Genomic DNA, 21017 nt, shown 5'->3' with positions numbered 1-21017 from the left:
TGATCTTCCTCGTCAGTAGGAGATGCTCGGGGCGAGCAGCATGAACTCGACGGCGAACCACCCGGTACCGGCCAGCGCCAGCAGGACCAGTGCGCTACCGACGATCCGGGGCCAGCCGCCCCGGCGACGGACCTCGTCGACCAGCCGGACCGTGGCGGGTAGCACCCCGAGCAGGCCGACCAGTTGCAGCACCTGCACACCGCGCAGGACAGCCGTCGGGACCTCCCGCATCCCCATGATGGCGGTCAGGCTGACCGCCCAGCCGACCAGGGCGAGCAGCGCACCGGCGACGGCGACCCGGCTCAACACCCGCGCGGTCCGCCCGGCCCGCCCGCGTGGAGCCCGGCCGAGTCGGCGACGGACGACCGCCGCGACCGGCCAGACCAGCACCGTCAGCACCAGCACCAGCGTCGAGGCGCCCAGGACCGAGGCGACCAGGCCGGTGCCGCGCTGCGGGTCGACCGGCAGGAGGGCGAAGGCGGAATCGAACCCGATGGCCTCCACCTGACCGTCGACGACCCGGGCCGCGAGCGTGCGCTGCCCGCCGACCTCCCGCCAGAGCCAGGGCTTGACCTCCTCGTACACCGCGGGGGTGGTGGACAGTGGTGCCGGTTCGACCAGCAGCCGCCCGTCCTCCAACGCGGCGACACTGGTCCGACCGACCAGGCCTACGGTGGCCAGGAAGGTGCTGCGCATCGTCCGGGAACTCTCGTACGTGCCGGCCAGCACCGCCGCGTGCTCCGCCGCGGTCTCCGCGTCGACGGTCCCGCCCGCTCCGGCTCCGGACTGGTCGCCCTTGGCGGGGAAGTACCGGTCGACGAAGCCGGTCAGCACCGCCTGGCGCAGCTCGTGGCTGTCCATCCCGCCGTTGCCGCCGCTGTTCAGCGAGATGAACAGGCCGGCCCGCTGGTCGGGAAGGATCTGCAGGTGGGAGTGGAAGTAGTTGGTGTCACCGCCGTGGCCGAGGATCCGGTGGCCGTTACGGCTCTCGTCGAAGAGCCCGAGGCTCATCCGGGGTCCCTCGGCCAGCAAGCCGAGCGAGCCCGCGTCCAGGCCCGGTTGCCGCATCAGTTCCAGGGTGGGCGGGTCGAGCAGCGCCGGGTCATCCGTCTTCTCGCCCAGCAGCGCGAGCATGAACCGGGCCATGTCCGGCGCCGGAGCGCTGAGCGCACCGGCCGGCGGGACGCCGACGAACTCGAAGGGCCCCGCCGGGGCGGCCGAGTTCGGGTACCCCTGCGACATCCGGTCCCGCAGGGCCGGGGGCAGCGGCTGCGCGAAGGTCGAGGAGGTCATCCCGGCCTGGTCGATGACGTACCGCTGGACGTACTCCTCGAAGGGCATCCCGCTGGTTCGCTCGACCAGGTACCCGGCCAGCGCGTAGCCGTAGTTGGAGTAGGCCGGCACCGTACCCGGTCGGAAGATCTGCTCGGGCGGGTCGGTCACCAGGGCCCGGCGCAGATCCGTCGAGTCGCCCTCGGTACCGATCAGGCCGGCTACCCGCTCCTCGAACCCGGCGGTGTGGGTCAGCAGGTGCCGCAGGGTGATCGGCTCGTCGAAGCTGCGGGGCAGGTCGAAGTCGAGCTTCCCGGCGATGTCGGCATCCAGCTCCAGGGTGCCGCCCTGCACCAACTGCAGCGCGGCGACGGCGGTGAACACCTTCGACACCGATCCCGGCCGGAAGAGGTGCCGCTCGGGGTCGACCGGCTCCGGCGCGGCCGCCCCGCCACCGGTGTCGGCGTGGCCGTACCCCCGGGTGGTGAGGATCCGGCCGTCGCCGACGACCGCGACCGTGGCCCCGGCGATGCCGGTCCGCTGCATCGCGGCCGGCAGCATCCCGTCCAGCCAGGCCTCGACGTCCGGGCCGGTCAGGGCGGCCGTGCCGGTCGCCGCGCCCGGCGCCGCCGGAATCGTGACGTACGGTGCCACGCTCGCCTGCGGTGGCCCGGAACCACAACCCACCGCTGTCACCCCGACCAGCGCCACGGTCGCCAGGACCGCACCGAACCGCACGACCCGGGGTCGCCTCGACGCATCTGTGTCGATCATGTCGATCTGCCGCCTCCCGGTGCCCTCGACTGCCCGGGATCCGGTCCCGGTGGCGTCACCCGAGGGCACCAGGCAAGCCTGTTCGAGCGGGCTCCTGGTGACATCGGGCGCGGGACGGCACTCGAATTGCGACCCGGGTAGGAGGCCGCCGGCCACCGGACGGAGGAGCACCGGCACGGGCATCCAGGTCATCGATCCCTGGCAGGAGACGACCACCGGAAACCACTGCACGGCCCGCCGCAGGCAGGCGGGACGGTGCCGCTAGCAGCAGCTCCCCGTCGCTCCGGTGGTGGCTGGCTGGTTGTCGGTGGCGGGAGTGCCACAGGTGCTGGCGGTGACCTTCTTCCCCAGCTGGTCGGAGTCGGCCTTGACGGTGTAGACCTCCCAGGGCTCGTCGCCGGGGCCGCGTACCCAGACCTTGTCCTGGAGGGCGTAGCAGCACTCGGTGCTGTTCTCCTCCAGGGTGATCAGGCCGGATTCGGTGAGGCGCCGGGTGGCCGCGTTGACCTCTTCGGTGGTGGACACCTCGACGCCCAGGTGGTCCAGCACGGTCGGCTGGGCGGGCTCGCCCTCCAGGAGTACGAGCTTCAACGGCGGGTTCTGGATGGCGAAGTTGGCGTAGCCGGGGCGACGCTTGGCCGGTTCGACGCCGAACAGCTTCGAGTAGAAGGCGACGGAGCCTTCGAGGTCGGACACGCGCAGGGCAAGTTGAACGCGGGACATGGTTCTCCTCCCGACAGGGGCACCATGACTGGCTCCTGCCTAGATGGTTTTCGAAGCAGACCCCACGTTGCCCTCTGTTTTGAAATCTGTCAACCTAGACGCATGTCGAAACAGCCTCTGCCGGTGGTCGACCTGAGCGCCGTGGCCTGCTGCGCCCCGATCGCGGCCCGTCCCATGGACGACGACCAGGCGGCAGCGGTCGCTCCCCTGTTCAAGGCCCTGGGCGACCCGGTCCGGCTCCGGCTGATGTCGATGATCGCCTCCGTACCGGAGATCTGCGTCTGTGACCTGACCCCGGCCTTCGACCTCTCCGGCCCCACCATTTCCCACCACCTGCGGGTGCTGCGGGACGCCGGGCTGGTCGACTCCGAGCGGCGAGGCACCTGGGTCTGGTACCGGGTCCGCCCGGAAGCCTTCCGGCAGCTCGGCGCGCTGTTGGACATCCCCACCGCCGCCCGGGCCGCCGAGTGAGTCTCACCCTGGCCCGGCGGGCCAGCGCGGAGTTCACCGGCACGGCCCTGCTGGTCACCGCCGTCGTCGGCGCCGGCATCGCCGCCGCCCGGCTCTCCCCGACCGATGTGGGGCTTCAGCTCCTGGAGAACGCGGTCGCCACCGCCCTCGCCCTGGGCGCGTTGATCCTGATGTTCGGCCCCGTGTCGGGCGCGCACTTCAACCCGGTCGTCTCGGCCGTCGACTGGTGGCTCGGCCGCCGGCTCGGGACCGGTCTGACCCCGCGGGACCTGGCCGGCTACGTCTGCGCGCAGGTCACCGGGGCCGTCGCCGGGGCGGTGCTGGCGGCCCTCATGTTCGGGCTCCCACCGGTCACCTGGTCACGCACCGACCGCACCGGCGGGAACCTGTGGCTGGCCGAGGTGGTCGCCACCGCCGGGCTGGTCGTGCTGGTCTTCGCCCTCGCCCGTTCCGGCCGCACCACCGCAGCGCCCGCCGCCGTGGGCGCCTACATCGGGGCGGCCTACTGGTTCACCTCCTCGACCTCCTTCGCCAACCCGGCGGTCACCATCGGCCGGGCCTTCACCGACACCTTCGCCGGCATCGCCCCCGCCTCCGTGCCGGGCTTCCTCGCCGCCCAGCTCGTCGGCGCTCTGGTGGCCGTCGCCGCCCTCGCCGCCTGGTACCCCCACGCCGGACACGCCGCCGACGCGGTGGTCGTGCCCCACCCGACCCGAGAAAGCGCACCCCGATGACCGACAAACCCAGCGTCCTGTTCGTCTGCGTCCACAACGCCGGCCGCTCCCAGATGGCCGCCGCCTGGCTACGCCACCTCGCCGGAGATTCCGTCGAGGTCCGCTCCGCCGGCAGCGCGCCCGCCGACCGGATCAACCCCACCGCCGTCGAGGCCATGCGGGAGGTCGGCATCGACATCACCGACCAGACCCCGGCCCGACTCACCTGGGACACCGCCGAAGCCAGCGACGTCATAGTCACCATGGGCTGCGGCGACGCCTGCCCCGTCTTCCCCGGCAAACGCTACGAGGACTGGAAACTCACCGACCCCGCCGGCCAACCCCTCGACGTCGTCCGCCAGGTCCGCGACGACATCAAGACCCACGTCACCGGGTTGCTCAGCACGCTCAAGCCGTAGCGCTGGCAAACCCGCTTGGCGGTACGAATGGCTGTACTCGGGACCGGGATCAACCGGTGTTCGTGCTGGTGGAGCCCAGGGGACTCGAACCCCTAACCCCTGCCTTGCAAAGGCAGTGCTCTGCCAGTTGAGCTAGGGCCCCGCAGGCGGTCGAACCGCCCGGATCAGCGCAGGTCGGGAGCGGTGGTCGCCTCGTGCCAGAGGGCGCGCTCGTCATTGGAGTCCTTGACCCGCTTGGCAACCAAGGCCGCCACGCCGACGATGCCGACGACGAAAAGAAGCTTCTTCACCATGGGGCGACCCCTAGCGCTCGACTGATGTCGGAGGACGTGCGGTGGGGCTAGCTGGAATCGAACCAGCGACCTCAGAGTTATCAGCTCTGCGCTCTAACCGACTGAGCTATAGCCCCGCAAGCGACGAGCAAGGTTAACCCATCCGCCCACCCCGGCCCAAACCGGGGTCACCGCCCACCCGTGGCCCTACTCCGCCGCAGGGGGTGGCGACGCGAGACGCCGGGGGCCGCACCTGGCGGACACCCCGGCGTCGACGTCGAGACTCAGTCGCGCTCGGCGAGGGTGAGCTCGATCCCGCCGACCAGGTCGGCACAGACGTTGTAGACGAAGGCACCCAGCGTGGCGAGCGCCGTGAACAGCACCACGTTGACCAGGCCGACCAACGCCGAGGTCAGGATCACGCCACGGGCGGTGATCTGGAACCCGCCGCTCTGCCCGCCACCGGCGTTCACCAGGTCGGTGAGGCTGTCGTTCACGCTCTGGAACACACCCATCGCGTCCAACGCCAGATACAACACCGACGTGGCGACGACCACCACGATGAAGAGCACCACGGAGACGGCGAAGGCGAACTTCATCACCGACCAGGGGTCGATCCGCTTCAGGTTCAGCCGGGCCCGGCGCGGTCCGCGCGACGCGGCCGAGCTGACCGAGGTACGCGCGGAGCGTACCGCCTCACCCACCCGCGCGGCCCCGACGGCGGACGCGCCACCGACCCCCGGAGGCAGGCCGCCACCGTTTGCCGGTCGCCCGGTGCCGCCGCCCGGACGCCCCTGATCGGGCTTGCCGCCCGAACCGGGCGAACTCACCCGCGGCAGGGTGCCGGTGGCCGCCGAACCGAGCCGGGTCTGGTTACCGGAACCGGACTGACCGGCCGAACCTGTCTTGATCGGCTGGGTGGTGTTCGGACGGGCCGGGGGCGCCGGGGCGGACTTCGCCTCGGCACCTGTCGTCTTCTCCGGCTTACCGGCCGCCCCCGGATCCTCGGGCTTGTCCGGCGGCGGAGCCATGCCGGGGGCCCGAGTGAATTTCGGGGCAGGCGCGTCGGCGGGGACCGTGGCCCGGCCCACGGCCGCGCGGCCGGTCGCTGGTGCGCCGCTCTTCGCGGCCTCCTCGTCGACCGGTTTGGCCGAGGTCCCCTTGTTCCCCGACTTCGCCTGTGTCTCCGTCATTCAACTAGTCCTGTTCGTCAGGCTCGTCGGCATTGCGAGCAATCGCCACGATAGTCACACCGTCCGGGAGGTCCATCAGCTTGACCCCCATTGTGTTCCGGTCTCGGGTACGGCGTACAGGCTTCACCGGAGTCCGGATGACGCCACCGTTGCTCGTGATCGCGAACAACTCGTCGTCCGGATCGATCACCACCGCACCGACCAGGCCACCGCGACGCTCGGTGATCTTCGCGGTCAGTACGCCCTTACCTCCCCGGCCCTGGACCGGATATTCCTCGATCGGGGTGCGTTTCGCGTACCCCCCGTTCGTCGCCACCAGCACGTCCAGCCCCTCCCGGACCACCTCGACGGCCAACAGCACGTCGTCGTCGGTGAACCGCATGCCGATCACCCCGGAGGTGGCCCGACCCATCGGCCGCAAGGCCTCGTCGGTCGCGTTGAACCGGATCGCCTGTGCCTTCTTCGACACCAGCAACAGGTCCTCCTCCGGCGCCACCAGAACCGCCCCGACCAACTCGTCCTCATCGCGCAGGTTGATCGCGATGACCCCGCCCGACCGGTTGGAGTCGAACTCCTCGAGTCGGGTCTTCTTCACCAGACCGTTTCTCGTGGCCAGGACCAGGTAGGGAGCCACCTGGTAGTTCGGGATCTGGATGATCTGTGCGATCTGCTCGTCCGGCTGGAAGGCGAGCAGATTGGCCACGTGCTGACCCTTGGCCACCCTACTGGCCTCCGGAAGCTCGTACGCCTTGGCCCGGTACACGCGACCCTTGTTGGTGAAGAACAAAATCCAGTCGTGCGTGGAGCATACGAAGAAATGGCTGACGATGTCGTCCTGCCGCAGAGTGGCGCCGCTGACACCCTTGCCGCCCCGCCGCTGTGACCGGTACAGATCGACCTTGGTCCGCTTGGCGTACCCCGTCCGGGTGATGGTCACCACCACGTCCTCGCGGGCGATCAGGTCCTCCATCGAGACCTCGCCGTCGAACGGCACGATCTTGGTCCGCCGCTCGTCACCCCACTTGGCGACGATCTCGCCCAGCTCCTCCGAGACGATCCGCCGCTGCCGCTCCGGCTTGGCCAGGATGTCCTTCAGGTCGGCGATCTCGATCTCCAGCTTGGCCAGGTCGTCGAGGATCCGCTGCCGCTCCAGGGCGGCCAACCGGCGCAGCTGCATGTCCAGGATCGCGGTCGCCTGGATCTCGTCGATCTCCAACAGCCGGATCAGGCCCTGGCGGGCGTCCTCGACCGTCGGCGAGCGCCGGATCAACGCGATCACCTCGTCCAGGGCGTCCAACGCCTTGGACAGACCACGCAGGATGTGCGCCCGCTCCTCGGCCTTGCGCAGCCGGAACGCCGTCCGCCGCCGGATCACCTCGATCTGGTGCTCGACGTAGTACCGGATGAACTGCGCCAGGTTCAGCGTCCGCGGCACCCCGTCGACAAGCGCCAGCATGTTCGCGCCGAAGGTCTCCTGCAGCTGGGTGTGCTTGTAGAGGTTGTTCAGCACCACCTTGGCGACCGCGTCGCGCTTGAGCACCAGCACGATCCGCATGCCGGTACGCCCGGACGACTCGTCCCGGATGTCGGCGATGCCGCCGAGCTTGCCCTCCTTGATCAGCTCGGCGATCCGCTCGGCCAGGTTGTCCGGGTTCACCTGGTACGGCAGCTCGCTGACCACCAGCGCCGGCCGGCCCCGCTTGTCCTCCTCGACCTCCACCACGGCCCGCATCCGGATCGAGCCACGACCCGTGCGGTACGCGTCCTGGATCGCGGTGGTGCCGACGATCAGACCGTGGGTCGGGAAGTCCGGCCCCTTGACGATCTCCAGCAGCGCTTCCAGGGTGGTCGCCTCGTCGGCCTCCGGGTTCTCCAGACACCACTGCACGGCCGCGCCGATCTCCCGCAGGTTGTGCGGCGGGATCTTGGTGGCCATGCCGACCGCGATCCCCTCGGAGCCGTTGATCAGCAGGTTCGGGATCCGCGACGGCAAAATGGTGGGCTCCTTGGCCCGGCCGTCGTAGTTGTCCTGCAGGTCGACGGTGTCCTCGTCGATGTCCCGCAGCATCTCCATCGCCAACGGATCGAGCTTGCACTCGGTGTTGTGGCTGACGAAACCGTCGGAGACGAACGAGTGGTCGTCGGTGTCCACCCGGATGCTGTAGACCGCCTGCACCCCGGCGTCGGCCAGCTCGGCCACCTCGGCGTAGTAGAACCGGCCGTCGACCAACGGCTCGACCACGTCGAGCACCCCGGGCTCGGTGATCCGGGCGGCGATCTCGTCCCGGTCCCGCTCCCAGCGCTCGATCCGGTCCACGTTGTGCCGGCGCAGCCAGTCCCGCTCGGTCCACCGGGTCGCCCCGTGCGCCCGGACGAAGTCACCGACCAGCGGCACGTGGTCGCCGGAGAGCGCCGTGCTGGTCGCCGGCACCGACGCCAGCTCGGACTCCAGCTTGGCCTGCTTACGACCGAGGAACCCGACCTGTACGGCGAAGATCCGGGCGTCCCGCCGGTTGGTCACCACGACCTTGATCTCGCCACTGTCGTACCGGCACTGCCGGCTGACCACGCCGAACTCCAGCAGCAGCTGCTGCACCTCGCGGGCGAGCCGCTCACTGCGGGTCGAGTACGAGATCTGGATGGTGTTGCGGGGCAGCAGCGAGGACGAGCCGTCGCCCTCGAAGAGCGCCTGGAGGAAGGCCCGCTTGATCGCGGCCGGCCCCTGCCAGACGAACTCGGGCACGAACTTCGCCGCACTCCGCGCCCCGACCAGCTCGCCGAGAATCGACCTCATGAAGTCGGAAGTCCAGCCGCGCAGCTTATGCAAAGTCTTGCCGGTGACGGTTGTCTCGGTGCCAACCCAGCGCGGGCCTCCGACTGCCAGGTCGTAGGCAGCCAGGACACGGACGAAGAACTCGCGATCGCAGTTGTCGAAACCGACGCGCCCCTGTGAGGTCCAGCCCTCGCTGACGAAGGCACCGGCGAGGACAGCGGCCTCGACGTGCTCCAGCATCGGGTAGCCGATCTCGTCCGGCACGGTCCGCTGGAGGAGCACCCGGTCACCCGGGGAGATCTCGGCGAGCAGCTTCCAGAGCAGGGTCGGCACCCCGGCCACGTCCACCAGGCAGAGCACCGGGTGGTTGTGGGTGCCGGTCAGCTCGTACCCCTCGCGGGTTCGCAGCCGCAGCGTGGGGTGCTCGCCGGAGTGGAAGAACTTCGAAGCGTGCACCAGGTCGCCGTTGCGGTCCCGGACCTTCAGGTCGATGTCGGTCTCGCTGTTCGGCGCGGCGTCGGGAACGAGGTCGCCGACTCGCCTGCTACCGTCCGCAGTTCGAATACGGACATTTGCCGTAACGCAGTACCTCATGGCCGCAGCCGGGTCATTTCCCGGCGAACCGAAGTTGCCGTTGCCGTCGACCAGGGGGTAGCGCAGCGACCAGGGCTGGGCCATCCGGACCAGGGCGTCGTAGATCGCCGAGTCGCCGTGCGGGTGGAACTGACCCATCACGTCGCCGACCACCCGGGAACACTTCACGTAGCCCCGGTCCGGCCGGTAGCCGGAGTCGAACATGGCGTACAGGATCTTGCGGTGGACCGGCTTGAGCCCGTCCCGGACGTCCGGCAGCGCCCGCCCGACGATGACGCTCATCGCGTAGTCGAGGTAGGAGCGCTGCATCTCCACCTCAAGGCCGACCGGCTCGATCCGGTCGTGCGCCACGACTGCGGCGGCGGCCTCCGGCAGCTCCGGCTCGCTGGGTGTGGGCTCGGGGGAATCCGTCACTTTTAAACCCTTATCAGACTTAGAGTCGTTTTCGTGCTGTGGATAACCGCTGTGGAAACCGGTCTACCTGTGGATAACTCTGTGGACCGGGGACCGGCCGGGCACCAGCCGGCCGGTCCGGGCGGGGCCGATCAGATGTCGAGGAACCGGACGTCCTTGGCGTTGCGCTGGATGAACGAGCGCCGTGCCTCGACGTCCTCGCCCATCAGCACGCTGAAGAGCTCGTCGGCGGTCGCCGCGTCGTCGAGGGTGACCTGACGCAGCGTACGGGTCGCCGGGTTCATGGTGGTCTCCCAGAGTTCGGGGTAGTTCATCTCGCCGAGACCCTTGAACCGCTGGATGTCGTCCGGCTTGGCGTTCGGCTTCTTCTGCTGGCGCAGCGCGATCAGCCCGTCCCGCTCCCGGTCGGAGTAGGCGTACTGGGCGTCGTCGCCCTTCTTGTTCCACTTGATCTTGTAGAGCGGCGGGGCGGCCAGGTAGACGTGGCCCAGCTCGACAAGTGGACGCATGAACCGGAAGAGCAGGGTGAGCAGCAGGGTCTGGATGTGCTGGCCGTCGACGTCGGCGTCGGCCATCAACACCACCTTGTGGTACCGCAGCTTCTCCATGTCGAAGTCGTCGTGGATGCCGGTGCCCAGCGCGGTGATCAGCGCCTGGACCTCGTTGTTCTTCAGCACCCGGTCGATCCGGGCCTTCTCCACGTTCAGGATCTTGCCGCGGATCGGCAGGATCGCCTGGGTACGCGGGTCCCGCCCCTGCTTGGCCGAGCCGCCGGCCGAGTCGCCCTCGACAATGAAGACCTCGGACTCGCGCGGGTCGGTGGACTGGCAGTCGGCCAGCTTGCCCGGCATCGAGCCGGACTCCAGCAGCGACTTGCGGCGGGCCAGCTTGCGGGCCTGCTGGGCGGCGATCCGGGCGCGGGCGGCCTGGGACGCCTTGGTGATGATGGTCTTCGCCTCGGCCGGGTTCCGGTCGAACCAGTCGACCAGCCGGTCGTTGCAGACCCGCTGCACGAAGCTCTTCACCGGGGTGTTGCCCAGCTTGGTCTTGGTCTGCCCCTCGAACTGGGGGTTGGTGAGCTTGACCGAGATGATCGCGGCCAACCCCTCGCGGATGTCCTCGCCGGAGAGCTTCTCGTCGCCCTTGAGCAGCTTCTTGTCCGCGCCGTACCGGTTGACGATGCCGGTCAGCGCGGCCCGGAAGCCCTCCTCGTGGGTGCCGCCCTCGTGGGTGTTGATGTTGTTGGCGAAGGTGTAGACCGACTCGCCGTACGACTCGTTCCACTGCATGGCGATTTCGAGGGACATGCCGTCCTCCTCCGCGCCGAACTCGACCACCGTCTTGTGGATCGGGTTCTTCGAGGCGTTGAGGTGCCGGACGAAGTCGGCGATGCCGCCGTCGTAGCGGAAGGTGACCTCGCGGGTCTTGCCTTCCTCGCCCTCCGGCACCCGCTCGTCGAGCAGGTGGATGGTGAGGCCCCGGGTCAGGAAGGCCATCTCCTGCAGCCGGCGGTAGATGGTCTGGAAGTCGAAGTCGACGGTCTCGAAGACGTCCGGGTCGGGCCAGAAGGAGACCGCCGAGCCGGTCCGGTCGGTCGTCTCACCCTTCTCCAGCTCGGTGGGCTTGGAGTGGTGGTACTGCTGCCGCCAGACGAACCCGGACTTGTGGATCTCCACCGCCATCTTCGTGGAGAGGGCGTTGACCACCGAGACGCCGACGCCGTGCAGACCGCCGGAGACCGCGTACGCCTTGCCGTCGAACTTGCCGCCGGCGTGCAGCACGGTCAGCGCGACCTCGACGCCTGGCTTCTTGAGCTTCGGATGGAGGTCGACGGGGAAGCCGCGGCCGTTGTCGGTGACCCGGACCCCGCCGTCGGCGAGCAGCACCACGTCGATGGTGTCGCAGTGGCCGGCCATCGCCTCGTCGACCGCGTTGTCCACGACCTCCCACACGAGGTGGTGCAGCCCGCGCTCGCCGGTCGACCCGATGTACATACCGGGCCGCTTGCGGACCGCCTCCAGCCCCTCGAGGACGGTGATCGACTCGGCGCCGTACTCCTGCTTGTCCTGCGCTGCCACCCTCGGCCACTTTCTCGCGCCGTCCGCGCCGCAGGGCACGTCGGGCGCGGGTTCGGCGGACAGGACGCGACGTCGGCGCGCGGACCGGGCCGGCTTTTCCGGGGTACGGGCCGAACACGCCGGTCGCCGCGGTTGCCCGCGGATCGCGATCGGCTCGACCCGACACGGGAGGATCGGTCAACGGCGTCGAGTGCCGGTGTCCCGTCGTTGCGTCTCGGGCCTTCGTCTCACCCGCAATCCTACTGTGCGCGAACGACAGAACCACCACTCGGCACCCCTGCGCGGCGGCTGAGAACTCCATAGCCGGCCGAACCGCGCTGGCCGCGACCCCCCTTACACGCCATGGGCTGATCGGGGGCGCCGCCGGCCAACGGGTCGGATTGCCGGATCGGACGGACCGGACGTCAGGCGCCGGAGCGTCGTACCGTACCTTTGCGACACTGACCGGCCGGTTCTGATCTTTCCTGGCGGGAAGCGGACGATCGACGCGATCGGCCCGGCCCGATCGGCTCAGCATGACCGGCTCGACACGTTGCGGTGAGGAGTGACGCCCGATGGGGCTGGACAACGTCGCGGTGCACTGGCCACGGACCGGTCGTTTCTACGACCCGGTGGCGCCGGCGGAGTTCGTCGACTTCGGCGAGATCGTGGATCTGCCGCAGGTCTCCGCGCCGACCGCCGCGCTCGCGGAGCTGATCGCGAAGACCGGCACGGTCCGCGCGACCGCGTACACCGAGTTGGTGGACCTGATCCTCGGCCTGGAGAACGTGCTCTACGCCACGGACGCCGCCGCCGAGGAGGAGGACCCGGTGATCGACCCGGACGGGTGCGCCTGGGTCGCGGGCGGCATCGAGCGGTTCGTGGCGGCGCACCGCCCGTTCGGCGAGGCGGTGACCTTCGAGTCGGTGAGCGCGGTGCTGCGGTCGCTGCTCGCCGACGGGCGCCTGGCCGAGCAGCAGCTGCGCTGGCTGGACAGCCGTCTCGACGGGCTGCGGGACGAGGCGGGGGCGCCACCGCAGTGGAGCTTCACCTGCCCGGAGCTGGGCGTGCTGGCCGCCTTCTACCGGCGCTGCGCCGACCGGGGCTACGCCGTCTACGCCGACGCCTGAGGCCGTCTCAGCCGTAGGTGTCGCGGGGGCCCCGGCCCCGGACCCGGCGGGGACCGCGCGACCAGGAGGGTGCGGCCGGGCCGTGGATGTGCAGTTTCCGGACCACGTTGTGGCCGACCTCACTGGCGATCTGCTTCAGCAGCGAGCCGGCGAGCAGCCGTAGCTGGGTGGCCCAGGCGGTGGAGCGGGCCTCCACGGTCAGCTCGCCGTCCTCCAGCTTGACCGGCCGGCTGTGCTGGGCGACCTCGGCGCCGACCACCTTCTCCCAGGCACCGAAGACCGTCGCCTCGGCCGCCGGTTGCTGCCAGCCGCGGGCCTTCATCAGCCGGCCCAGCACGACACCGAGCGGCTGCGGGTCGCGCGGGTCCGGCCCCGGACCGGAGTAGCCGCGCAGCCGCCGTGCGGCGCCGTCACCCCCGGCGGATCCCGGGGTACGTCGCCGAGTGCGCGCCGCCGTCTCCCGACGGGCCCGAGCGGCGTCCAGGACCGCGCGGGCCAACTCCGGGCCGCTCGGCCCGTCGCCCGCCGAGCCCGAGCTGTCCGGTGCGGGCGGACCGCCCGAGCCGGCGGTGTCCTTGTTCGGCCCGGGTTCGGCCGGGCCGCCGGCGCGCCGGGGAGGCCCGGACCGACCGCTGGGACGTCGGGGCGGCAGCCGGTCGCCGGGACCGCCGGCGTGGTCATCCGACACGGCGCACCGTCCCCTCGTCGACCCGGTACCGGGTGCCGCGCAGGGCCGCCGGCACGTCGTCGTCGACCGCGCAGGTGACCAGGAGCTGGCTGGCCCCGCCGACCAGTTCGGCCAGGCGTTCCCGGCGTCCGGTGTCGAGTTCGGCGAAGACGTCGTCGAGGACCAGCACCGGCTCGATGCCGTCGGCCCGCAGCAGGTCGTAGCCGGCCAGTCGCAGGGCGAGCGCGTACGACCAGGACTCGCCGTGGCTGGCGTACCCCTTGGCGGGGAGTGGGCCGAGGGTGAGGGCGAGGTCGTCGCGGTGCGGGCCGACCAGGGTGGTGCCCCGCTCGATCTCGGCGGTGCGGGACTCGGCGAGCGCCGCGGTCAGCACCTCGGCCAGGGTGGCCCGGTCGGCGGTGGGGTCGGCCAGCTCGACCGAGGGGCGGTAGGTGATGCCGGCGGCTCCCCGTCCGGCCGCCACCGCGTCGTACGCCTTCGTCACGTGCGGGGTCAGGGCGGCGACCAGGTCGAGTCGCCCGGCGAGCAGTTCCGCGCCGTGCCGGGCGAGGTGGGCGTCCCAGACCGCGAGGGTGGAGAGGTCACCGCCCCGGGTACCGCCGGTCTTACGGGCCAGGTACGCGGTACGCAGCAGGGCGTTGCGCTGCTTGACGACGCGCTCGTAGTCGGCGCGTACCCCGGCGTAGCGGGGCTGGCGCAGCACCAGCAGGTCGTCGAGGTAGCGGCGGCGTTCGGCCGGATCACCACGGACGAGTTCCAGGTCCTCCGGGGCGAAGAGGACCAGCCGCAGGGCGCCGATCACGTCGCGGGCCCGGCGGGCCGGCGAGCGTCCCAACCGGGCCCGGTTGGCCTTGCCCGGCACGATCTCCAGCTCGACGAGGAGTTCCCGGCCCTCGTGGGTCACCGCGCAGCGGATCACCGCGGCGGCCGCGCCCATCCGCACCAGCGGCCCGTCGGTGGCGACCCGGTGGGAACCCAGGGTCGCCACGTATCCGAGCGCCTCGACCAGGTTGGTCTTGCCGACGCCGTTCGCGCCGACCAGGACGTTGGGACCCGGCTCCAGGTCGACGGCGACCCGCTCGTACGAGCGGAAGTCGACAAGTTCGAGCCGGCGGACGTACACGGGCGGCGGGGCCGCTCAGCGCTTGTGGACGGCGTGTCCGCCGAACTGCTGGCGCAGCGCGGAGACGGCCTTCATGGCGGGTGAGTCGTCCTGGCGGGAGGCGAACCGGGCGAAGAGGGCGGCGGAGATGACGTGCAGCGGCACCGCGAGCCGGACGCCCTCGTCGACGGTCCACCGGCCCTCGCCGGTGTCCTCGGTCCAGCCGCTCAGCTCGGTCAGCTCCGGGTCGGCTTCCAGGGCCCGGTCGAGCAGGTCGAGCAGCCAGGACTGGACCACCGTGCCGTCCCGCCAGGCCTTGACCACCCCGGGTACGTCGGTGACCAGCTCGGAGGCGGTCAACAGCTCGTAGCCCTCGGCGTAGGCGTGCATCAGGCCGTACTCGATGCCGTTGTGCACCATCTTGGCGTAGTGCCCGGCACCGACCGGCCCGGCGTGCACGAAGCCGAACTCGCCGGCCGGCTTGAGCGCGGAGAAGATCGGCATCAGCCGGGCGACGTGTTCGTCGCTGCCGCCGACCATCAGGCCGTAGCCGTTCTGCCGGCCCCAGACGCCGCCGGAGACCCCGACGTCGAGGTAGCCGATGCCACGGGTGGCGAGTCGTTCGGCCCGGGGCGCGTCGTCGCTGAACCGGGAGTTGCCGCCGTCGATGACGATGTCGCCGTCGCCGAGCGACTCGGCGAGGGTGTCGATGGTGGCGTCGGTGACCCCGGCGGGGACCATGACCCAGACCGCGCGGGGTGCCTGCAGCTTCTCGGCGAGCTCCGTCAGGCTGGCGACGTCGCTCAGCGCCGGGTCACGGTCGAAGCCGACCACCTCGTGACCGGCGGCCCGCAGCCGCTCGCGCATGTTGCCGCCCATCCGGCCGAGTCCTACCAGGCCGAGCTGCATGGGTTCCTACCTCCGGTGGGTCGGGTTCGCGGGGTCGTCACGGGATCGGCGTCGTCATGCCGATCCGCGCCGTCATGCGATCAGCGGGAGACGCGGATCGGCATGATGAGGTAGCGGTACCCGGGAACGACCTCGCCATCCTCGTCTGCGGGGGAAATCACCGCCGGCTTGAAGGCGTCGACGAAGTGCAGCACGGCGGTCTGCGAGCCGAGGTTGGCCAGGCCGTCGATGAGGTACTGCGGATTGAAGCCGATGGTCAGCTCGTCACCGGTGAAGGTGGCGTCCATCGCCTCGCTGGCCCGAGCCTCCTCGGTGCCGCCGGCCTCGACCACCAGCCCGTCGGCGCTGAAGCCGAGCAGGACCGGCGTGGTCCGCTCGGCGACCAGCGCGACCCGCTTGACGACCTCGATCAGGGTGCTGACCGAGACCCGGGCCTCGGCGTTGTGGCTGGCCGGGAAGAGCGAACGCACCGGCGGGTAGTTGGCGCCGTCGAGCAGGCGGCTGGTGGTGCGTCGGGTGCCACCGACGAAACCGATCATGCCTTCGCCGGCGGCGCCCTGGGAGAGCGCCATGGTCACCTGGCCGCCGAGCGGGCCGAGCGCCTTGGCGGTGTCGTTCAGGGTGCGGGCCGGGACCAGGGCGTTGATGCTCACCTCGGGGTCGTCCGGCTGCCAGTCCATCTCGCGCAGGGCCAGCCGGTACCGGTCGGTGGCCAGCATCGCCATGGAGCTGCCGGAGAGTTCGAGCCGGACGCCGGTCATCATCGGCAGGGTCTCGTCCCGGCCGGCGGCGATGGCCACCTGGGCGACGGCGGCGGCGAACGCGGCGGCGTCGACGGTGCCGGCGCTCTCCGGCATGTCGGGCAGCGAGGGGTAGTCCTCCACCGGCATGGTGGGCAGGGTGAACCGGGCGCTGCCGCAGACCAGCTCCAGGTGGGCCCCGACGGCGGCGATGTCCACCGGTTTGGCGGGCAGCGCCTTGGTGATCTCGGCCAGCAGCCGCCCGGAGACCAGCGCGGCGCCGTCGGCGTCGCCCTGCACCTCCACGGCCACCTGGCTGGAGACCTCGTAGTCGAAGCCGGAAACCTGCAGGTTTCCGTCGGTGACCCGCAGCAGTACGCCGGCGAGCACCGGAACGGACGGCCGGCTGGGCAGGCTCTTCGCGGTCCACGCCACAGCCTCGGCGAGCGCGTCGCGCTCCACTCGGAACTTCATCAATGCCTCCGCGTCGACGTCGACGACAACTCTCTCATGCCGACCGCTGCCTACCGACCCACCTGACCGTGCGGGTTCCCATCGAACCTTAGGGCGCGGGGGCATCGGCGGTGCGCCCGGCCCCGGTTGCTGCGGGGTGCCGGCCGAGGGTGCTCGGCCGCTCCGGACTGCGATCCACAGGAAGCTCAACGGTGATGATTGGTTTTTGTTCTCTTAGAAGAGATAACCCATCGTCTTCGTAGCACCTGTGCAAACTGTGGAAAACTCGGCTTTTCCCAGCTCAGGACGCTTGTGCACCGGTGGGTTAGCTGTGGAGAACCCGGTGTAAAACTCGCGTAGTTGTCCACAGGGCGCCCGGACGGCGAAGTTATCCACCGTCGTCCACCGGTTATCCACCGGATATCCACAGACTTTCTCCCCAGTCCTGTGGATGACGCGTGCCGGCCGAACCCGAGTTTTCCCCAGAACCTTCAACAGGCTATGCACAGCCCGGTCCGGATCGGTGGACAACGGGGGCTGGCTGTCCACAGTCGTCCACAGCCATCCACAGGATGTCCCCAGGGTTTTTCCACAACCTGTGGGTAACCGAGGCGGTGCGCAGCGTGGTTATCCACTGACTGTGGATAACTGGCTGTGGACAGCCTGTGGACGCTGTGGACGGGCATGGGCCGATCCTGCGGGCTCTACCGGGTCGAGGGGCAACCCCGGGGCACGAAAAAGCCCGGCCGAAGGGTGGCCGGGCTAACGAATGTGGGGGCCGTCACAGGCCGTGACGCGGTGCGGTGGGGTCGCGGTGCGGGTGCGGGTGCGGTGGCGGTGGCGACCTGGGCAGGTCGGTCGGCGGCGTACCCGGGGTCAGGTGGTCTGCTTGATCCGGTTGGTCAGCTCGGCGATCTGGTTGTAGAGCGAGCGTCGCTCGGCCATCTGCTGCCGGATCTTGCGGTCGGCGTGCATCACCGTGGTGTGGTCCCGCCCGCCGAACGCCTGCCCGATCCGGGGCAACGACAGGTCGGTCAGCTCCCGACACAGGTACATGGCCACCTGGCGGGCGTTGACCAGGACCCGGGAGCGGCTGTGCCCGCGCAGGTCCTCCAGGCTCACCCCGAAGTAGTCGGCGGTGGAGACCATGATCTGGTCGGCGGTGATCTCCGGCCCGGCACCGTCCGGGATGAAGTCGCGCAGGACCTCCTCGGCCAGCGCCAACTCGACGGTCGACCGGGTCAGGCTGGCGAAGGCGGTCACCCGGATCAGCGCGCCCTCCAGCTCCCGGATCGAGTTCGACACCCGGGAGGCGATGAACTCCAGCACGTCCGGCGGGGCATAGAGCCGCTCCTGGGCGGCCTTCTTCTGCAGGATCGCGATCCGGGTCTCCAGGTCCGGCGGCTGGATGTCGGCGAGCAACCCCCACTCGAAGCGGGTCCGCAGCCGGTCCTCCAGGGTGGCCAACTGCTTCGGCGACCGGTCGGAGGTGATGACGATCTGCTTGTTGGCGTTGTGCAGCGTGTTGAAGGTGTGGAAGAACTCCTCCTGGGTGCGTTCCCGGTTCTCCAGGAACTGGATGTCGTCGATCAGGAGGATGTCGACGTCGCGGTAGCGTCGCTGGAAGGCACTGGTCTTGTCGTCACGCAACGAGTTGATGAAGTCGTTGGTGAACTCCTCGGTCGAGACGTACCGGACCGAGCGGGCGTTGCCCAGGGTCGTGGCGTAGTGCCCGATGGCGTGCAGCAGGTGGGTCTTGCCCAGCCCGGAACTGCCGTAGATGAACAGCGGGTTGTACGCCTTGGCCGGTGACTCCGCGACCGCCACGCTCGCCGCGTGCGCGAACCGGTTGGAGGAGCCGATCACGAAGGTCTCGAACATGTACTTCGGGTTGAGTCGGTTGCCGCTGCTCTCCGTACCGCCGGGGAGCCGACGGTCGTCCCGACCACCCGGTCGGTGATCGGCGCCGCCGCGTCCCGGGCCGTTGTCGGTGGCCCCGTCGCCGGGCAGGCCGCGCAGGTGGTCCCGGCCGCCGCCCGGGTCCTGCCGGTACCGGGGTTCGAAGGGGCGCATGCCGGCGGCGGAGGCCAGCCCGGCCGGCGACGCCAGGCCACCGGCGGAGGGGTCGTGGCCGGGGCGCTCGCCGAAACCTGGCCGGTCTCCGCCGGGCCGGTCGCGCCGGAGGGACTCACCGAAGGCCGCGCCGAAGAGCGGTTCCTGGCCGGCCCGGCTGGCCGGGATCGAACCGGGGCGCTGGTCGTCCGAGGGTTCTCCCGGTCGGGACGGGTGTTCCGGCGCCGTTCCCCGGTGTTCCCGTTGGCGGTCGTACCGGTCGGAGTGCGGGTCGGTCCGTTGGTCCGGGTGCCGGTCCGGCCGGCTGTGCTGGTCGGACCGGCTGTGCTGGTCGGACCGGCTGTCCCCGTCCCGGGCGGGCTGGCGGTTCCGGTCGTCCTCGTCGCCCTGGTCGTACCGGCTACCCTGGTCGCGGGGGTCGGCTTCACCGCGCGGGACACCCTGGCCGTGCGGGCCCCCCCGATCGTGCGGGCCGGCCTGATCGCGCGGATCGCTCCGATCGTGCGGGCCGGCCTGATCGCGCGGATCGCTCCGATCGTGCGGGCCGGCCTGGCGGGACTGGTCGAGGTCCGGGAAGAGCGGCGGGACGCTCATCGACCGTCGGTCGTCGGCGTCCTCGAACCGGTCGCCACCGTCGAACCGGTCGCCACCGGGCCGGTCGGCACCGGCGAAGCGGTGGTCGTCGGGTACGGCGTCGAAGTCCCCGGTGTCGGCACTGCGGTAGACGGTGCCTGCCGGGCGGCCGGCGGAGGGGTCGTCGGTGATCCGGACGGTGACCGCCACCTGGACCGGGCGGCCGAGTCGACGGGTGAGCGCCTCGGTGATGGCCGGCCGGAGCCGGGACTCGATGACGTCCCGGGTGAAGGCGTCCGGCACCGAGAGCAGGACGGTGTCCTCGACGATGGCGCGCAGCCGGGTGAGGCGCAGGTAGGCGCGTTGCTGCGCGGAAATGATCTCGTCTGCGAGATCATCCGTCGTCGCCGTCCACACCGCGGCAAGGTCGGTCGTTCCGGCCACCGTCGTGCCACCCCCTCGCCTCTGCTCCCGACCGCCATGCTGCCGCCAGCTTCACCGCTGTCGACGTCGCCCCTCCTGAGCAGGAGAAACGTTCACTACACAGACCGTTGTCCACAAGTTATCCACAGCCTGTGTACCGACCGATTGTGGGCTGTCCGCCGGAGGCAGGTCCGGCCGCCCCCTCGACTTGACGGGGTGGAAAGCGGGTCCACCGTGCCGAACGATCCACTACCTTGTCCGGTCTTGCCTTTCGGTGACAAGCCGGACCTTCCGACGATGACCGCAAACGGGCACGCTAACAGCGTTGTCCACAGGCCTTCAACCGCCGGGGTGCCGTCGTCGTTGTCGGTATGCGTGAAAACCGCCGCATCGGTCTCGGTCAGCGGACCGACCCCGAAGTCGATCTTGTTTGACGGTGGTTGCCCCGCTGCGTAGGCTGGAGCGGCTGCTCTGACGCCCTCTGCTAGGGTGTGGGGTGCTTGTTGCCCGCAGTCGCTACCCCGCACCATCCAGGGTTCCGCGACGCTGGGCAGCACCGGTCGGACGGGAGCACCGATCGGAGGGGGTCACCGGACGAGGTGGCCTGGACCACCACACGATCCCGGCGCTCCCGCGCCCGGGGCGTACGAAAACGGAGAGCCTGACGTGAGCAAGCGCACCTACCAGCCGAACAACCGCCGGCGTGCCAAGACCCACGGCTTCCGGCTGCGCATGCGTACCCGTGCCGGCCGCGCCATCCTCTCGACCCGCCGGGCCAAGGGCCGCACCCGCCTGTCGGCCTGAGGCTGACCGGTCCGGGGGACGTGGGCAGTCGTGCTGGCGGCCGCACAACGACTGCGGCGCAGCACCGACTTCGCCGTAGCGGTTCGCGCTGGCCGACGGGCCGGTCGCGGTGCCGTCGTCGTCCACCTGACCACACCCGCGAGTTCGCCGAAGCCGGCGCGGGACGGCGGTGCCGAGCAAGCCTCGACACCGACCCGCGTCGGCTTCGTGGTGTCCAAGGCCGTCGGGCCGGCGGTGGTCCGTAACCGGGTCCGCCGACGACTCCGACACCTGGTCCGCGAGCGGACGACCGAGCTGCCGGCGGGTAGCACCCTCGTGGTGCGTGCCCTGCCGTCCGCCGCCGAGGTGTCGTACGCCCGGCTCGGCACCGACCTCGACGCGGCCCTGGCCGCCGCACGTGCCGCGCGGGGGCGGCGGTCCCGGTGAGCGACGAATCCGCGGCCCCGC

General features: G+C 70.5%; 17 protein-coding genes and 2 tRNA genes. 6 read left to right on the top strand and 13 right to left on the bottom strand.

Going from position 1 to position 21017, the window contains the following annotated elements; all coding sequences use genetic code 11:
• Positions 1-12: 12 nt before the first annotated feature.
• Together GA0070617_RS00735 and GA0070617_RS00730 are read right to left on the bottom strand one after the other, a co-directional pair.
• Positions 13-2046, bottom strand: coding sequence for a serine hydrolase domain-containing protein (locus GA0070617_RS00735; RefSeq protein WP_091445696.1), 2034 nt, complete (start codon positions 2044-2046; stop codon positions 13-15).
• Between the two features lie 261 nt (positions 2047-2307).
• On the bottom strand, positions 2308-2769 hold the full coding sequence (locus GA0070617_RS00730) for an ArsI/CadI family heavy metal resistance metalloenzyme (RefSeq protein ID WP_091432519.1): 462 nt from the start codon (positions 2767-2769) through the stop codon (positions 2308-2310).
• A gap of 102 nt (positions 2770-2871) precedes the next feature.
• On the opposite strand from GA0070617_RS00730, the gene GA0070617_RS00725 reads away from it, so the two are divergent.
• Genes GA0070617_RS00725 through GA0070617_RS00715 form a run of 3 tightly spaced genes read left to right on the top strand, consistent with a single transcriptional unit; the run spans position 2872 to position 4372 of the window.
• The gene (locus GA0070617_RS00725; protein WP_091432516.1) at positions 2872-3240 is read left to right on the top strand and encodes an ArsR/SmtB family transcription factor; all 369 of its coding nucleotides are present in this window, start codon (positions 2872-2874) and stop codon (positions 3238-3240) included.
• Entirely contained in the window at positions 3237-3974 is a 738-nt protein-coding gene (locus GA0070617_RS00720; protein WP_091432513.1) for an aquaporin, read from the top strand. The genes GA0070617_RS00725 and GA0070617_RS00720 overlap by 4 nt, the downstream gene beginning before the upstream one ends.
• On the top strand, positions 3971-4372 hold the full coding sequence (locus GA0070617_RS00715) for an arsenate reductase ArsC (RefSeq protein WP_091432510.1): 402 nt from the start codon (positions 3971-3973) through the stop codon (positions 4370-4372). The genes GA0070617_RS00720 and GA0070617_RS00715 overlap by 4 nt, the downstream gene beginning before the upstream one ends.
• A 66-nt stretch (positions 4373-4438) precedes the next feature.
• Here GA0070617_RS00715 and GA0070617_RS00710 read toward each other — a convergent pair.
• The 6 genes from GA0070617_RS00710 to gyrB all read right to left on the bottom strand — a co-directional run bounded on the left by GA0070617_RS00710 (position 4439) and on the right by gyrB (position 11696).
• Positions 4439-4514 (bottom strand) — tRNA-Ala (locus tag GA0070617_RS00710).
• Between the two features lie 22 nt (positions 4515-4536).
• The gene (locus tag GA0070617_RS30960; protein WP_217628753.1) at positions 4537-4665 is read right to left on the bottom strand and encodes a DLW-39 family protein; all 129 of its coding nucleotides are present in this window, start codon (positions 4663-4665) and stop codon (positions 4537-4539) included.
• Positions 4666-4707: 42 nt separating this feature from the next.
• Positions 4708-4781 (bottom strand) — tRNA-Ile (locus GA0070617_RS00705).
• 147 nt (positions 4782-4928) lie between these two features.
• The gene (locus GA0070617_RS00700) at positions 4929-5837 is read right to left on the bottom strand and encodes a DUF3566 domain-containing protein (protein WP_091432507.1); all 909 of its coding nucleotides are present in this window, start codon (positions 5835-5837) and stop codon (positions 4929-4931) included.
• A gap of 4 nt (positions 5838-5841) precedes the next feature.
• Positions 5842-9618 (bottom strand): intein-containing DNA gyrase subunit A, encoded by a 3777-nt coding sequence (gyrA, locus tag GA0070617_RS00695; protein ID WP_091432503.1) that lies wholly within the window; start codon positions 9616-9618, stop codon positions 5842-5844.
• Positions 9619-9749: 131 nt separating this feature from the next.
• Complete coding sequence (gene gyrB / locus GA0070617_RS00690; protein WP_091432500.1) at positions 9750-11696, bottom strand: DNA topoisomerase (ATP-hydrolyzing) subunit B; 1947 nt, start codon at positions 11694-11696, stop codon at positions 9750-9752.
• A gap of 554 nt (positions 11697-12250) precedes the next feature.
• On the opposite strand from gyrB, the gene GA0070617_RS00685 reads away from it, so the two are divergent.
• On the top strand, positions 12251-12805 hold the full coding sequence (locus tag GA0070617_RS00685) for a hypothetical protein (RefSeq protein WP_091432497.1): 555 nt from the start codon (positions 12251-12253) through the stop codon (positions 12803-12805).
• A gap of 7 nt (positions 12806-12812) precedes the next feature.
• Here GA0070617_RS00685 and GA0070617_RS00680 read toward each other — a convergent pair whose 3' ends face one another.
• The 5 genes from GA0070617_RS00680 to dnaA all read right to left on the bottom strand — a co-directional run bounded on the left by GA0070617_RS00680 (position 12813) and on the right by dnaA (position 19787).
• Positions 12813-13457: a DciA family protein gene (locus tag GA0070617_RS00680; protein WP_091445694.1), complete on the bottom strand. Its 645-nt coding sequence runs from the start codon at positions 13455-13457 to the stop codon at positions 12813-12815.
• 25 nt (positions 13458-13482) lie between these two features.
• On the bottom strand, positions 13483-14616 hold the full coding sequence (recF, locus tag GA0070617_RS00675) for a DNA replication/repair protein RecF (protein ID WP_091432493.1): 1134 nt from the start codon (positions 14614-14616) through the stop codon (positions 13483-13485).
• Positions 14617-14631: 15 nt separating this feature from the next.
• The gene (gnd, locus tag GA0070617_RS00670; RefSeq protein ID WP_091432490.1) at positions 14632-15504 is read right to left on the bottom strand and encodes a phosphogluconate dehydrogenase (NAD(+)-dependent, decarboxylating); all 873 of its coding nucleotides are present in this window, start codon (positions 15502-15504) and stop codon (positions 14632-14634) included.
• A gap of 80 nt (positions 15505-15584) precedes the next feature.
• On the bottom strand, positions 15585-16718 hold the full coding sequence (dnaN, locus tag GA0070617_RS00665; protein WP_091432486.1) for a DNA polymerase III subunit beta: 1134 nt from the start codon (positions 16716-16718) through the stop codon (positions 15585-15587).
• Positions 16719-17573: 855 nt separating this feature from the next.
• Complete coding sequence (dnaA, locus tag GA0070617_RS31170) at positions 17574-19787, bottom strand: chromosomal replication initiator protein DnaA (protein WP_091432482.1); 2214 nt, start codon at positions 19785-19787, stop codon at positions 17574-17576.
• A 645-nt stretch (positions 19788-20432) separates the two neighbouring features.
• Between dnaA and rpmH the strand changes: the two genes are divergently transcribed.
• Positions 20433-20570, top strand: a complete 138-nt coding sequence (rpmH, locus tag GA0070617_RS00655; RefSeq protein ID WP_067300964.1) for a 50S ribosomal protein L34 — start codon at positions 20433-20435, stop codon at positions 20568-20570.
• A 30-nt stretch (positions 20571-20600) separates the two neighbouring features.
• On the top strand, positions 20601-20996 hold the full coding sequence (gene rnpA / locus GA0070617_RS00650) for a ribonuclease P protein component (protein WP_091432479.1): 396 nt from the start codon (positions 20601-20603) through the stop codon (positions 20994-20996).
• Positions 20997-21017: the final 21 nt, after the last annotated feature.

The sequence above is a fragment of the Micromonospora yangpuensis genome (assembly GCF_900091615.1).
In the GTDB taxonomy this organism is placed as follows: Bacteria; Actinomycetota; Actinomycetes; order Mycobacteriales; family Micromonosporaceae; genus Micromonospora; species Micromonospora yangpuensis.
Note: the sequence above shows the minus strand (reverse complement) of the source record. Positions and strands in the feature narration are given on the sequence as shown.